Annotated in this window: 14 protein-coding genes, 1 tRNA gene and 1 other annotated feature; of the genes, 3 read left to right on the top strand and 12 right to left on the bottom strand. The window is 43.7% G+C overall.

The genetic code is table 11. The features are described from left to right. The first annotated feature begins 121 nt into the window (after window positions 1-121). Both EKM80_RS10985 and EKM80_RS10980 read left to right on the top strand, forming a co-directional pair. Window positions 122-808 carry an amino acid ABC transporter permease gene (locus EKM80_RS10985; protein ID WP_125553169.1) on the top strand — a complete coding sequence of 229 codons (687 nt, stop codon included), beginning with the start codon at window positions 122-124 and terminating at the stop codon, window positions 806-808. A gap of 52 nt (window positions 809-860) precedes the next feature. Beyond that, window positions 861-1,604 carry an amino acid ABC transporter ATP-binding protein gene (locus tag EKM80_RS10980; protein WP_125553168.1) on the top strand — a complete coding sequence of 248 codons (744 nt, stop codon included), beginning with the start codon at window positions 861-863 and terminating at the stop codon, window positions 1,602-1,604. A gap of 48 nt (window positions 1,605-1,652) precedes the next feature. Here the strand turns inward: EKM80_RS10980 and EKM80_RS10975 are convergent, their stop codons facing one another. The 12 genes from EKM80_RS10975 to EKM80_RS10920 form a co-directional block, all read right to left on the bottom strand. Then, entirely contained in the window at window positions 1,653-2,603 is a 951-nt protein-coding gene (locus tag EKM80_RS10975; RefSeq protein ID WP_125553167.1) for a Ppx/GppA family phosphatase, read from the bottom strand. A gap of 56 nt (window positions 2,604-2,659) precedes the next feature. Continuing rightward, entirely contained in the window at window positions 2,660-4,789 is a 2,130-nt protein-coding gene (locus tag EKM80_RS10970) for an RNA degradosome polyphosphate kinase (protein WP_125553166.1), read from the bottom strand. Further along, on the bottom strand, window positions 4,786-6,315 hold the full coding sequence (locus EKM80_RS10965) for a Ppx/GppA phosphatase family protein (RefSeq protein ID WP_125553165.1): 1,530 nt from the start codon (window positions 6,313-6,315) through the stop codon (window positions 4,786-4,788). Before EKM80_RS10965 ends, EKM80_RS10970 begins: the two co-directional genes overlap by 4 nt. A gap of 113 nt (window positions 6,316-6,428) precedes the next feature. Next, window positions 6,429-7,031 (bottom strand): cyclodeaminase/cyclohydrolase family protein, encoded by a 603-nt coding sequence (locus tag EKM80_RS10960; RefSeq protein WP_125553164.1) that lies wholly within the window; start codon window positions 7,029-7,031, stop codon window positions 6,429-6,431. Between the two features lie 73 nt (window positions 7,032-7,104). Then, window positions 7,105-8,121, bottom strand: a complete 1,017-nt coding sequence (trpS, locus tag EKM80_RS10955) for a tryptophan--tRNA ligase (protein WP_125553163.1) — start codon at window positions 8,119-8,121, stop codon at window positions 7,105-7,107. Between the two features lie 125 nt (window positions 8,122-8,246). Next, window positions 8,247-8,450, bottom strand: a binding site (T-box leader). A gap of 92 nt (window positions 8,451-8,542) precedes the next feature. Then, window positions 8,543-8,615, bottom strand: a tRNA-Thr gene (locus EKM80_RS10950). A gap of 140 nt (window positions 8,616-8,755) precedes the next feature. Continuing rightward, on the bottom strand, window positions 8,756-11,056 hold the full coding sequence (gene helD / locus EKM80_RS10945) for an RNA polymerase recycling motor HelD (RefSeq protein WP_125553162.1): 2,301 nt from the start codon (window positions 11,054-11,056) through the stop codon (window positions 8,756-8,758). Window positions 11,057-11,206: 150 nt separating this feature from the next. Beyond that, entirely contained in the window at window positions 11,207-11,629 is a 423-nt protein-coding gene (locus EKM80_RS10940) for an Asp23/Gls24 family envelope stress response protein (RefSeq protein WP_125553161.1), read from the bottom strand. A 104-nt stretch (window positions 11,630-11,733) separates the two neighbouring features. Next, a complete protein-coding gene (locus EKM80_RS10935; protein WP_125553160.1) occupies window positions 11,734-12,141 on the bottom strand; it encodes an Asp23/Gls24 family envelope stress response protein in 408 nt (135 codons plus the stop codon). Window positions 12,142-12,166: 25 nt separating this feature from the next. Continuing rightward, window positions 12,167-12,346, bottom strand: coding sequence for a DUF2273 domain-containing protein (locus tag EKM80_RS10930; protein WP_125553159.1), 180 nt, complete (start codon window positions 12,344-12,346; stop codon window positions 12,167-12,169). Window positions 12,347-12,365: 19 nt separating this feature from the next. Continuing rightward, window positions 12,366-12,917 carry an alkaline shock response membrane anchor protein AmaP gene (amaP, locus tag EKM80_RS10925; RefSeq protein ID WP_125553158.1) on the bottom strand — a complete coding sequence of 184 codons (552 nt, stop codon included), beginning with the start codon at window positions 12,915-12,917 and terminating at the stop codon, window positions 12,366-12,368. Between the two features lie 64 nt (window positions 12,918-12,981). Next, on the bottom strand, window positions 12,982-13,242 hold the full coding sequence (locus EKM80_RS10920; protein WP_125553157.1) for a GlsB/YeaQ/YmgE family stress response membrane protein: 261 nt from the start codon (window positions 13,240-13,242) through the stop codon (window positions 12,982-12,984). Window positions 13,243-13,442: 200 nt separating this feature from the next. Between EKM80_RS10920 and EKM80_RS10915 the strand changes: the two genes are divergently transcribed. Then, the gene (locus EKM80_RS10915; protein WP_125553156.1) at window positions 13,443-14,300 is read left to right on the top strand and encodes a glycosyltransferase family 8 protein; all 858 of its coding nucleotides are present in this window, start codon (window positions 13,443-13,445) and stop codon (window positions 14,298-14,300) included. Window positions 14,301-14,463: the final 163 nt, after the last annotated feature.

Raw genomic sequence — 14,463 nt, 5'->3', positions numbered from 1 at the left:
GCCACATACTAAAGAGTGAGCCAACTGGTCATACGTCATCCAATTATCGATGACCACGCACATGCGCGACCAGTTGTGTCACTCTTTTTACATATTACCTTGTAGAGAAAGGATGTTCATTATGTCGAGTAGCACTTGGGAAATTGTGACCTCCTCCTTGCCACAGATCATTACTGCGGCTGTCAAATATACTATCCCGCTAACGCTGATCTCATTTGTGTTAGGTCTCATTTTAGCGCTGATTACTGCTATGGTTCGCTTATCACTGATGCGTGGCCCGTTTCAGATTGTCCGCGGCCTGTTTTGGGGTTACGTTTGGCTATTTCGGAGTACGCCGTTATTAGTTCAATTATTTATCGTCTTTTTCGGCTTACCTAATCTAGGCATCGAATTCAGTCCCTGGATCGCCGCCATTATTACCTTCACGTTAAACGTGGGTGCTTACAGCTCAGAAACAATTCGGGCGGCAATCTTATCCATTCCTAACGGCCAATGGGAAGCTGCCTTAACGCTTGGTATGACGCGGCGCCAAGTTTTATTCCGCATTATTTTACCGCAAGCGGTCCGCGTTTCGTTGCCACCATTGTCTAACTCATTTATTGGCTTAGTCAAGGACACATCCCTTGCGTCTAGCATCACAATTGTCGAAATGTTCACGGTTGGTCAGCAGATCTCAGCTAAAACTTATGAACCACTACTGCTATACTCACTGGTTGCACTAGTTTACCTCGTGATCTGTACTGTACTAACCATTCTGCAAAGCTATCTGGAAAAATGGACTTCGCGGTATGTACCGACACAACACTAGCATTGTTACCACTTAAGTCAGTTATTCAAATAAAATGAAAGGAGCCATCACATTGCTAAAACTAGAACATGTGAATAAAATTTATGGTGAACGTCATGCCTTAAACGACGTGAATATCACTTTTCCTGAGCATAAAACTACTGTTATCGTCGGCCCGTCTGGCTCTGGTAAGTCGACATTATTACGCTCATTAAATTTATTGGAACGACCGGAAAACGGACTATATCACTTTGATGATTTAACGTTGGACTTTAGCCAACCAATTTCTGAAAAGAATGTGCTTCAATTGCGCCGACAAACAGGAATGGTCTTTCAAAGCTTCAATTTGTTTCCACACTTAACTGTTTTAAAAAACGTAACCGAAGCACCAATTCACGTTTTGAAACAAGCACCAGCTATTGCAACCTCCACAGCCAAGGCGTTGTTAGCCCAAGTTGGTTTAGCGGATAAGGCTGACCAATTTCCCACAGCCTTATCTGGCGGTCAACAACAGCGTGTTGCCATTGCTCGAGCTCTAGCGATGAAGCCAAAATACATGTTCTTTGATGAACCCACCTCGGCACTAGATCCCGAACTAGAAGCCGATGTCTTGCGGGTACTACTTAAGTTAGCACAGGAACATAACTCAATGATCGTTGTCACGCATAATATGGAATTTGCTAAAGGCGTCGCCGATCAAATTATTTTCCTTGAGGAAGGCGAGATCCTCTACAGCGGTGATCCGCAAACCTTCTTCACCGAACCAACTGAACGAATCCACGACTTCTTGTCAGCAATGAATTTTATGATTAAATGAAAACGAGCCATTAACTAGTGTAAATGCATTAGTTAATGGCTCGTTTATTTATTGCACCGTACCTTGTTCTTGTAACTGACTGATATGCTCATGTAAGATACCCTCGCGAACACCATTTTGCGAGAATACCACCCGATCAGAATCAAGAAAACGTAGAATTGTAACGATAGGCGTCATGCCGCCCGCAATAATATCAGCCCGATCCTTGGCCAAGCCAGGGATTTTTTTACGTCCAGCTAGATCCTTGCTGATGACCTTGGCGTAGACGTCGTTAACCTCATTGACCGTCATCCGAAATCCGTGAATATCTTCGAAGTTAAGCACATTTTTACCTTTACGTTGGATTTTAGCCAGCGTCCGGTTACTGCCACCAAGGGCAACGATTGGCAAATTTTGGCCGCGCCGTAACCACCAAACACCGTTGAATAGTCGATTAACAAAGGTCGTTTCCCAGAATAAGTCCTCCGTTTTCAACTGATCAACGCCATTTTTATAAAACGTTTCGGTTAAATTAACCGCACCAATCGGCAGACTGATCAAGTTTTGTGCTTTCCCGTTTTGAACCAGCACCAGCTCACAACTAGCGCCGCCGGTATCCATGATCACACAGTTCGTTACAGGTAGCGTATTGACCACCCCTAAATAATCATAGTAAGCTTCCATCGTACCGGGAATAACTTCAATTTTTAAGCCGGCGACTTCATCGGCCACTCGCTTAATAAACTTTTTCTGATTCTTAGCGCTACGTACTGCCGCCGTCGCTACTGCCCGCAACGTGACATTAGGTAGTTGTTGATAAATAGTCGCAAATTGTTGTAACACAGCAATCGTTCGTTTAATCGCCGGTTCACGCAAAATTTTCTCATCACCCATATCTTCCGATAGACGAACCATTTCCTTATGCTGCTGAACGGCACGAAAACTACCGTCATCATCGATTTCTGTAATCGACATGCGAACCGAGTTAGAGCCAAGATCGATCACTACAAAATTTTCCATTATCGACGCTTCCTTATTAAGTGAATTAAACGAGTAAAGTGAATTTGGACCAGCTGCTAATCGTCATCTACCGGCGACCAAGGCTTTTGCATCGGAACAAAATGATCCAGCGGCTTTTCAGTTATGGCTGGCTTTTTTTGCGCAGCGGTAGCACTAGCAACAAAATGGGCTTGCGCATCCAGCGGCGTTAATCCCCGCCGGTCGACTTTTTGATAACTGCCATCTGCTTGCAAAACCCGTGTTTTTAAGTTATCTTGCCACATTAACTTATAGATCTGGACAATTTGCGCCTTGATATCTGGTTGTAAAATTGGAAATAGCAATTCAACGCGCCGACTGATATTGCGATTCATTAAATCGGCAGAGGATAGATACAACTTTTCTTCACCACCAGCATAAAAGTAGTAGATCCGGCTATGTTCTAGAAAACGACCCACAATTGAATGAACGGTGACATTTTCACTGATACCTGGCATCCCCACCTTCAGACAACAAATACCACGAATGATCAAATCAATTTTAACCCCTGCAGCTGCGGCCGCGTAGATTTTTTCAATCATTTGTTTATCCGACAGCGAATTCATTTTCATGCGGATATGTGCTGGCTTACCGGCTTGCGCGTTAGTAATCTCGTCGTCAAAACGATCATTTAAAAACTTACGTAGCGTCAGTGGTGCGATATTCAGCTCGGAAAAATGATCGGGCTCGGAAAAGCCGGATAACATATTGAAAATATTTGAAGCATCAACCCCTATTTTAGGATCAGCGGTGAATAAACCCATATCAGTGTACAAACGTGCAGTAACGTCGTTGTAATTACCAGTTGCCATGTGCATATAGCGCCGAATACCATCACTTTCGCGCCGCACGATCAGCAGTAATTTACAGTGAGTTTTCAAGCCGACTAAGCCATAGATCACGTGGCAGCCCTTTTTCTCTAATTCAGTTGCCCAGTGGACGTTGTTCTCTTCGTCAAAACGTGCTTTCAATTCGACTAAAACCGTAACTTGCTTGCCATTTTGTGCGGCAACACCTAGATACTGAATAATTGGCGAGTCACTGGATACACGGTACAAGGTCATTTTGATTGCTAAGGTATCTGGATCATTGGCAGCTTGTTTGATCAACTGTACCACTGGATCGAAACTATCATAAGGATGATGTAAGAATAAATCCTGTTGGCGGATGGCCGCAAATAGATCCGGCTGTTGCAACGCTGGCTGTGTGTAGGCCTTAAATGGTTTATAAAGTAGTTCAGTGTGATTTTTCACTGCCTTAACTAATTTACTTAAAACCGTTAAATCAATTGGCCCTTTGATATCGTATACGTCAGCTTCGTGAACCGCTAATGCCTTAACCAAACGTTTGCGCAGCGTTTTACTCGTCTCCGCGGCTAGCTCCAAACGCATTACCTTGGTGTGCTCACGCATCGCTAACTGGTGGACGATCTCCTTCATTAAATCAGAAGCATCTTCCTCAGCAACATCAAAATCCATATCACGGATCACGCGGAAAGCCTGTACCTCTTTGACCTTAAAACCCGTAAATAATTCATCAATAAATGGCTTGATCACATCTTCCAGCAAAATAAATTGATTCTCACCTGGCAAGGTCACCACCCGTGGAAAAACGTTGGGCACTTGCACCATAGCAAAACGGCGATCCTTTTTTTCTGTCGTATCAGCCTTAACTAGGCGTAATGCTAAATTCAAGGTATTGTTACCAATAAACGGAAATGGCCGCGATGCATCAACCGCTAGTGGCGTCAATACAGGGTACAACACCTGATGAAAATATTGTCCGCAAAAACTAAGTTGCTTCTTCGATAACTGCGCATAATCAAGTAAGTTGATTCCTGCTTTTTCCAGTTGTGGTAATAAGGAGCGCGTCCAAGTCGAGTATTGTTTTTCAACCAATGGATGAATTTTGGCGCTTAATGCCGCTAATTGTTCCGTCGGCGGCAGCCCTGCCGCATCCGGTTTGGAATAAGCCACTGCCTGCATTTTACGTAGTGAAGCTACACGTACCATGAAAAATTCATCTAAATTACTTTGCGTGATCCCGAGAAAACGAACGCGTTCCAGCAATGGATTACTTTTATCCCGCGCTTCTTCTAACACACGATCATCAAAATCGACCCAACTTAATTCACGATTAACAAAATATTCTGGCTTAGCAAAATTCATCCCAAATGCCCCTTCCGTTGTAAAATTGGTTGCAACCCATAAACGTTCGTGAAGAAGCCGGCTTTCTGAGCAAAAGTCCACTTTTCCAGTTCAATATCACTAGTCGCTGTTGCCGTGATCGTCACTGTCGTTTGGCGAATACTAACGCTGATGGCACTGATCTTGGCTTGGTGGCTATCATCCAGTGCATCAGCAAGGCGTAAAATAGCCGCTAACTTGGCGATAATCAAGCGCTGCTCTAATGGTAACTGGCTAAAATGACTGAGGTCAGCTGACGGTGCTGCCGAGCTATGATAGCGTGCAACTGCAGCTACAATCAGTTGTTCAATATGATCTAGACCCAGAATTTCACTGGCACGAATAATATATTCAGAATGAAAGGCGTGCTGATTGGCGTCCAAATATAGCCCAGTATCCTGTAAAATTGCCGCTAATTGTAACAACAGCCGTTCACGCCGCCCTAGACCATGTATCTTGCGCAAACGATCAAATAGTTGTACGGCAAACTGCAAAACTTGCTTTTGGTGGCTCCGGTCAATATTGTAACGTGCTGCCACATGTTGTGTCGCGGAAATCACCGCAGCATCAAAGTTCCACGCACCGTATTTACCATTGTGGCTCCCTAAATGGACCACAAAACCATCGAGTAATTTAATATTTGATAGCCAAATGGTTTCCGTGTGTAGCGCATCAAAAATCTCGTCCAACAACAAAAATGTTGGCGCCACCTCATTGGCTTCATTTTCCGTCAGTTGCTCCTCATTTTCCAGTTCTTGGGTCGATAAGGTCATGACTTCGTGATAGCGCTGGTTAAACCGCTCATGACTAATTGCTAAGCTCCGCTGTCCTTGGGGAATCATATTTTCTAACAACGTTAATTTTGACCCCATCAGAATAACTTGGGTAAAGGCTTGCTGGGGTAAAAAGCGCAAAATATCCAATAATTTCGAGTGAATGTAATCAGCCAAAACATCTTCGTAGGCCGTTGCACGGTGCTCCAATTCGGCCATACGCTGTGCGACTTGCATAGGGCCAAGTTGCAGTTCGCGCGTCATTGTCAGTTCGCCGTGTTGAAACACCATTAACGTGATTGAACTAGCACCCAATTGGAGTAAAACTGTGTTTTGCTGTGATAAGGTCTTAAAATTCGGCAAGTAAACTGCGGCGGCCTCGTAACGAAATAATAGTTCTTCGCTAACCGTGGTGAAATGAACGGTCAAGCCCGTTTTGGTGTAAATTTGGTCGCGTACAAAATTAATATTTTCTGCCGATGTGATCGTATGACTAGCGACTACTCGTTCATCAGTTACGCCGTAATCTTTCATTAGCTGCTGAAAGCCACGCAATGCCGTAATTGCTGCGTTAACCGCATCGAAATCAATCCCCCCGTCGGAAAATAAACGCTCACCTAACGCCACTGGTGCACTAACCCGCTCGACAACTTCTAGCGTTCGTAGATTGACGATACTCAGATCTAGACTCTGCGCACTCATCACGATTGCGCCAAATAATTTTGACTTCACCATTATTACACCACTCCTTTTTAAACCGGTTACTTTACTTCATTTTACCAAAAAATCCGCCGCTTGCACGTCGGATCCCCTTGTTTCTATTCAAATATTGCTCATGCCGCACCGCTTTACTGCAATTTAGCAACAACTTGTTGGTAAACACGCTGGCACCGAATCGCATTATCATTAACTAAAGCTGCAGCCGTTGCGTTAAGTGCCGCGGCCTGCTGTCGATCAGCCATCAATTTCGTATTCACATAAACGTTAAGCACCGCACCTTCTAGTGCACTACGACAAGCAACTGCTGCCACGCCAACATCACTTTGCATGATCTGACTGCCTTTGGTCAGTAACGCTTCAATCAGTGGCACCAAACCGTCTAACTGCCGCAAAACTGCTAATGGAACGCGCGTAGCCTCAACCAACGCTGCCTCCAGTACCGGCGCACGTTGTGGATCAGTTTTGGGCATACGGTAAGCTTCGGTTAGTGGCGCAAAGCCTTGAGCATCCGCTGGAATTTGAGCTAATAGCTCAGGAATTAAGTGTTGCGTTGCGGTAAGAATTGCCTGTAGTTCCGCGGTATAAGCGGCATATTTCTTTTTACCTTGGGTCAAGTTGACCACCATACTAGCTAGAGCCGCAGCCGTAGCGCCGCTTAAAGCACTGGCACCGCCACCACCTGGTGTTGGCGCACCGGATGCTAAATCGTGCATGAATTGCTCAAGTTCCATATCGTCACCTAGTTTCATCATTGTGTAAAATTAGCTTACATGGTACGTTTTAAAAAAACAACTCAAAATCAGTTTAATCGAAATAATTAATCCCAATTGCCGCCCGTACTTCGGCCAAAGTTTGATTTGCAACTTCATTGGCTTTAGCACTGCCCTTAGCTAAGATAGCATAAACTGCAGCTGGATCTTTAGCGTATTCTTCACGCCGCTGCCGAATTGGCGCTAACGCGGCCTGCAAAACATCATTTAAGTAACGCTTTAATTTAACGTCGCCTAAACCGCCAGCTTGGTACTGCGCCTTGAGTGCTGCCACTTGCGCCTGATCTTCAGCAAACACATCGAGGTAAGTGAAGACCACGTTACCTTCGACTTGACCTGGATCTTCCACGTGAATATGTTTAGGATCGGTGTACATCGACATCACTTTTTTCTGGATCTCATCTGCTGAATCGGCCAAATAAATTGCGTTATTCAGCGATTTACTCATTTTGGCATTACCATCTAGACCTGGTAAGCGACCCTGCCCTTTAGGTGGAAATACACCTTCTGGTTCCACCAAAACATCACGCTGATAGATACTATTGAAGCTGCGTACAATTTCACGGGTCTGTTCCAACATAGGTTCCTGATCATCGCCAACCGGAACCACACTGGCCTTAAATGCCGTAATATCAGCAGCTTGACTAACTGGGTAGATTAAAAAGCCAGCGGGAATACTTAGACCGAAGCCTTTTTGCTGAATTTCACTTTTAACGGTTGGATTACGATTTAACCGTGAAACGTTGACGATATTTAAATAATGCATCGTTAGCTCATTCAATGCTGGAATTTGTGACTGTACTAAAATAGTTGATTTTGCTGGATCGATGCCGACCGCCAAATAATCTAAGGCAACTTGTAATAAACTATGCCGAATCTTTTCTGGATCCCGCGCGTTATCAGTCAACGCCTGCATATCAGCAATCATAATATATGGATCGTAATCACCAGAGTCTTGCATCGCCACCCGTGTTTTTAGCGAGCCAATATAATGGCCAATGTGCAGCTTACCAGTTGGCCGATCGCCAGTTAGAATTACTTTTTTTGTCATGTTCAGTTCCTTCTTTCCTTAAATGTGTTTCATCAAAGACGGATCGATTTGGGTCTTTTACGACATGTTTACGTTGTTACGATAGCCGACAACACTTAATAAAAAAGCCCTATTGATTTAAAAATCAATAGGACGCTCAAAGTCGTGGTACCACCTAAATTGTGCCGTCTACACGACACCACTATTGCTTAAGGCGCAAACACCGTTGACGCTACTTAGTTCACGCCAGCACTCAGAGGCCCATTCACCGTTAATGATCGTCATTTTCCACCACCCAATGACTCGCTGCAGATCCGTTAACGGCTACTTTTCCTCTTCAACATATTAGTTCCATTGTACCGATTTCACGACGGAGTGTCAAAAGTAAAAACGGCAACAAAAAAACTGATAACCACAACGTTATCAGCTTTTACTTATCTTAAGCCGCTTGCCGGATTCGAACCGGCGACCTCATCCTTACCATGGATGCGCTCTACCTGCTGAGCTAAAGCGGCATAAATATACAATTTAGTGCATTAGTATGTCGACCGCATCCTCGACTAGCGATGCGCGCGATATAGCAATGCTCAGCGTTCGCATAAGAACACTGCCTAAATAGTATATTATATATTTTACTTGAATGCAAGGCCTTTAATCAGCTTAATTCATTCCCCGCCGCAACGGTCTCACGCGCTAACATAGCCGGCGGTAACGCGGCCATAAATTCACAGGGTTCGCCCGTGCTAACCAGCACAAGTTCGTGCATTGCCCGTGAAGCAATGGTGTATAAAATATCACGATCACCAGCTGCATTAAAATGCACCGCGGATACATCGTAGGCAATCACGGCATCAAACTCTAAGCCTTTTGCTAAATAAATCGGTAGAATCAGTACGCCTTTAGGTAGTGCCCGGTCAGCATCAGTCATCAGCGTCGTCTCAGTATCTAATTTTAGGCGAGCATATAGGCGATTGCTGGTGGCGCGATCTTTGGTTAAAATCGCCACCGTTTCGTGCTTCAGTAATAAGCGCTGGCATTGTCGCGTGATCTGCTGAACACTAGCCGCGGTGGAATCTGTTGTCAACAGCAATGGCGGATTGCCATCACGCGTAAAGGCCTGAATCTCGTTACCTTGGGGTAATAATGCCGCCGCAAACGTCGTGATCGGGTAGGTCGAGCGGTAGCTTTTATTTAGCGTGATCAAGTTGATACTGTGCGTTTTGAACACAGTTGTCAATTCATCGATGAAGTCTTGTTGCCGATAATGTGCAGTAAATAGATCCTGCGCACGATCACCTAACAGCGTCAATTTAGCATTGGGAAAAGCGTACTTGATATAGGCTAACTGTGCCATCGTGTAATCCTGCATTTCATCGATGAACAGGTGCTGCATCGCATGATTTTGGCCGCTACCCGTCAGTCGGTCGCGTAAATATAGTAGCGGTGCAGCGTCGGCTAAGCGTAACCGGTGTCGCTCTAACTGGTCACGATAACTCGCAATCATCGTCTGCCAGACATCTGGCGCAATATCGGTTGATCCCGCCTGGGTCATAAAATCAGCGTACTGCTCGTACATATCAATGAAATAATCATTATATAGCGCATCATACACAATGGCTAAGCGGTCACGAACAATTTTTTCAGCGATAAATCGGAATTCATCATCACCGCTGACAAAACGCTGGGTGCCCACAATACTGCGATAATTATCTTCACTCAACATGTCGACCTCAGTAGCCACCCAATCAGCCTTTGCTTCTTCGCGGATGCGCCGTTTTAGTCGTTTGATCAATGTATTTTTCGTTTTCAAAAATTTATCCGCCGCTAACATTTTCACCGGTAACGCCGCATAAATTGCCGCGATTTCAGCCTTATTGAAGAAAATTCGGCCATCAAAATAAACATCGGTAAACGCCAATTGCGCTGGCTGCGTTTGCTTCAAATAGCGCTCTACCGCCTGCAAATAGGCGTAACTTTCCTTATAGCGCCGAATCTTCTGTGCGGTCACTGGAAAACTAGTCTGATCTTGCTCATAACGCTCAAATAGTGTTTCCACTTGTAAGCCAGAAAAACGCTGGCCCAAAAATTCAGCTAAAGTCACCTGCCGCATATTTTTTTCACCTAAACTCGGCAGTACCTCAGAAATATAATGACTGAACAACCGATTCGGGGAAAATAAAATCATCTGCTCAGAATTCAAAGATTCACGACTATGATACAGTAGAAAAGCGATTCGCTGCAGGATTGCCGATGTTTTGCCTGAACCAGCCACACCTTGGACGATTAGAATATCGTGCTTAGTATCCCGAATAATATCGTTTTGTTCCTGCTGGATCGTGGCCACAATATTGCGCATATACTCGTCACTATCAGCACCGAGCACATGCTGCAACATACTATCACCAACCGTTTCGTTGGTATCAAATAAGTTCTTAATTTCACCGTGTTCAATCAAAAATTGCCGCTTTTTCAGTAATTCAGCCTGCACTGGCCCATTTGGCGTATCATAACTAACTTGGCCCAGTGTCCCATTATAGTAGATCCCTGAAATCGGTGCCCGCCAATCGTAAACCAAAAAATTCTGTTTAGCGTCAATAAACGAGGCCGTCCCGATATATAAAGTATCGCGCTCACCATCTTCAGCTATATCAATACGGCCAAAATACGGTGACTGCTGTAAATCTTTTAACTGTGTAATCTGTTGTTGTAAAATTGATTCATTTTCCACTGTTCGCGCAACTAACTGCTTCTGTTGTTGCACGGCAGCATTGGTTTCAATCCGATCATCAACCTCGGTAATATTGACCCGTGTATTGTCCCCGTAATTACGTTCAATCGAAGTCGTCTCTTGTTGTGCCTGTTCCAATTGTTGATTTTTATCATCTATGCGCTGGTCGATTTTTGCGACCACTGCTGTGACCCGCGCTTGTTCTTGCTGTTTGGTTGCTCTATCCAAAAAAATGACCTCCGTCCGTTGGTTGCCATTAACTTTAAATGACTAGCGGTGAACTATTTTAGCACATTTTACGCACTAAGTGTTATCAATTGCTTATTGCTTTACACTAAAAAGCGGCCAAGACAATTATCGTCTTGACCGCCAACCTATCTATTCGCTTTTTGATTGGTTCTTTTTATCTTGTTGCGCTTGCCATTCATCCTTAGTCAGCATATCATCAACTGTCATTTTAAAACTTTCGAGTTTGACATCGGTCATCCGTTTGACCTCAGCTTGAACTTTGTTTACTGCTTCATCGAAAATTTTAGGTGCATTACGGCCATATTCTAATGTAGCACTAAGTTCCACTGTTGCCACTTGTTTGTCGTCATCCAGATCAACTTTAACGCCTTTGGTTGGGTCATCGTTATCGCGAAAACGATCAGTTAAATTTTCGATCACGTTGCCTTCGACTGTTAACACACCCGAAATCGTAGTCATCGTGCGCCCAACTATTTTGGCAATCACGTCTTCGTTGTACTTCAATTCACTTTCGATACCAGCTGGGCCTGGTTTTACCATTTTTTCATCCATATTATTAAGTCATCCCTTTCAGCTTTGCGTATTAAGTCCTATTTTTAAATTAAGGTGCCGTTATTTATTACCAGTGTGGCCAAAAACACGGTTCCATTTACCTACTAGTTGACCCGATCTTTAGTTTCTTTCTTGCCTTCGTTTGTTTGATTAGCCCACTCACGTTTGGTCATGATGTCAGTGATATTTAGATTTAATTCAATCAATTCCAAGCCAGTCATCTGCTTCAATGATCGATAGACTTGATCACATAATTGATCAAAAATAAGTTGTGCGTCGGCGCCATACTCTAAAGTTGCCTCCATATCCAGCGCAACTTGTTTTTGGCCAACTTCAGCGTCGATTCCTTTGGTTGGATCAGTATCATTCCGGAAACGGTCAGCAATATTACTCATAAAGCCACCGTTCATCGACAGAATACCCTCAATATCACTCGCCACATTACCAGCAATTTTTTTAATAACGGTATCTTCAAATATTAATTTACGTTTTTGCACACCTTGTTGTTGCACAAGCATCCTCCTCACATCATTATATTTAGCGATCTAACACTTGACGTAACCAACTTTTTAACATCGGTAGACGGTCACTATAGCGACCAATCAAGTAGCCTAACGCACTGAGTAAAAGAATCAAAACCAAGCTACCAAAGCCCAGCACGATCCAAACCAAGCCACAGATCAAGCCAAATAGTGCGCCTTTCATTTCGCGTTGCATCTACTCACCTCCAAAAAGGTCAAATCACGTCAGCTACTGGCCGTTTGCGCTGATCGGCAGTTAATAAATGAACGTTAACTTTCTTTACAGGCACACCCAAGCGCGTTGCTAATTCATTTTTAGCCGTTACTTCGATAGCCTTACTAGTGCCGACCATATCAGTTTTTTTCTGCAATACTGTCGCAGCGACTTGCGCGGTTGCTGCAGCGTTCTTACGCAGCTGGACCTTGACCTGTACGTCCGTGACTGAATGCTGCTGTTGTACTGCGTATTTGACTGATTTTTCAATCGCACTGCGACTAAGATTCAATTGACCACGATCAGTTGATACACTTAATTGACTGGTTGTTGAACGTTTAAAAACGGCCAATAACAATAGTGCTAGAAAAACGACACCAGCAAGTACCGCCAAGCCAACACCAAACCACGCTACCCCAGGTTGCATTTGCTGCCACTGCCATAATTGGCCCGCCCAACGGCCAGTTGGTTCAACTAATAGACTGAACCACACTGCCTGCAACAAACCAAATATTGCCAAAATTGCGAGACCAACTTTTAAAATAGGTCGCATATCATTCCTCCTTCCTAACTGGCTTTTAAAATGAAAGTTTAGTCAGGGCTAATGTCTGGCTGTACTAACGCTTGCGTTTGCGCATACCACCGACAATGAAGGAAACAATCAATACCAGAATGATCGCACCAATAATGGATGGGAAGATCGCCATGCCGGCAATATTTGGTCCCCAACTGCCAAGAATCATTTCACCAAGCCAAGAGCCGACCAGACCAGCGATAATATTACCGATCCAACCTAGTGGCATATCACGACTCGTAATCGCCCCAGCAATAGCACCGATAACCGCACCAATAATTAAAACCCAAAGTGCATGAAGCATATCAATCAGTCCTTTCTTTTTAGATGTAGGTTCTTTGCTACAATTCCAGATTAACATCAAAAGTGGATCAGATTCAATTTAGACGCATACGCCGGTTTAGCAATGTTTATGCATAAATGTTGTCAAAATCGGCCGTCAGTATGTATAGTTAAACTAATCTAATCGATAACTTTGCTGTAATATGACAGGGGGACTTACGCATGCCTAGTATCGCCATTGTTTCAACAAGTAATCCTGATTTTGTCACACCATTAGTGACACTTTATCGTTCAATTTTAATTAATAATTTAACGAATACCTTTAATTTTTACGTTTTTACCGATCATTTAACCACTGAAAATCAACTACAGTTAAAACGGCTCGAATTAGAGTATGTAAATTGCGCAAAAATTAATTTTCTCACCGTTGATGAAGCACTGTTTAAGGGTGTTGTAACGGATGATCGCATTATTAAGTCTGCATATTATCGGATTTATGCCGCTAACCTACTACCCAAGTTAGACCGGATTCTTTACTTAGACTGTGATTTAATCTGTACTAGTAGTCTAGAAGCATTATGGAACACACCACTGAACGGAAAAATCATTGCTGCAGTGGAAGACGCCGGCTACGTCGATCGTTTAGCAGAAATGGGCGTTAAAGCACAACATAATTTTTATTTCAATTCTGGTGTGATGCTGATCGACCTTAAACGTTGGCGCGAAAATAACATGACTGAAAAAGTGATGACCTTCATTAAGCGGCATCCGGAAAAATTACAATATCATGATCAAGATGCTTTAAATGCTGTTCTAGCTGATAAATGGTATTACTTGCACCCTAAATACAATATGCAATCGCGCTTGATTCGCCGTGAACAAGTTCATCCACTACCACCAGCTGAACTATTAGCAGAAGAAGCCCGTCAAGCGCCAATACTGATTCACTATTCCGGTCGTAGCAAACCATGGCTAGAATTTGGTGTTCGACCGCACCCATTGCGTAATGAATACTGGAAATATGCCCCGAAAATGTTACGCCTAACTTCTAACCAACATTCTAACCAACAAATCAGCTAATACCAGCTGGACTATTAAAAACACCGTCAATAAATGGGCATGTGCCCCATTATTTGACGGTGTTTTATTTTGCAATACCCACTATAAACTTAAGCTCTAGGTTAGTACGGTAAGCACCTAATAACAGACCGGATATGAATCGGCCAATAATCGCGGTATCATA

This window comes from Loigolactobacillus jiayinensis, assembly GCF_003946445.1.
GTDB lineage: Bacteria > Bacillota > Bacilli > Lactobacillales > Lactobacillaceae > Loigolactobacillus > Loigolactobacillus jiayinensis.
The sequence above is the reverse complement of the archived record's forward strand: the minus strand, read 5'-3'. Positions and strand labels throughout refer to the sequence as shown.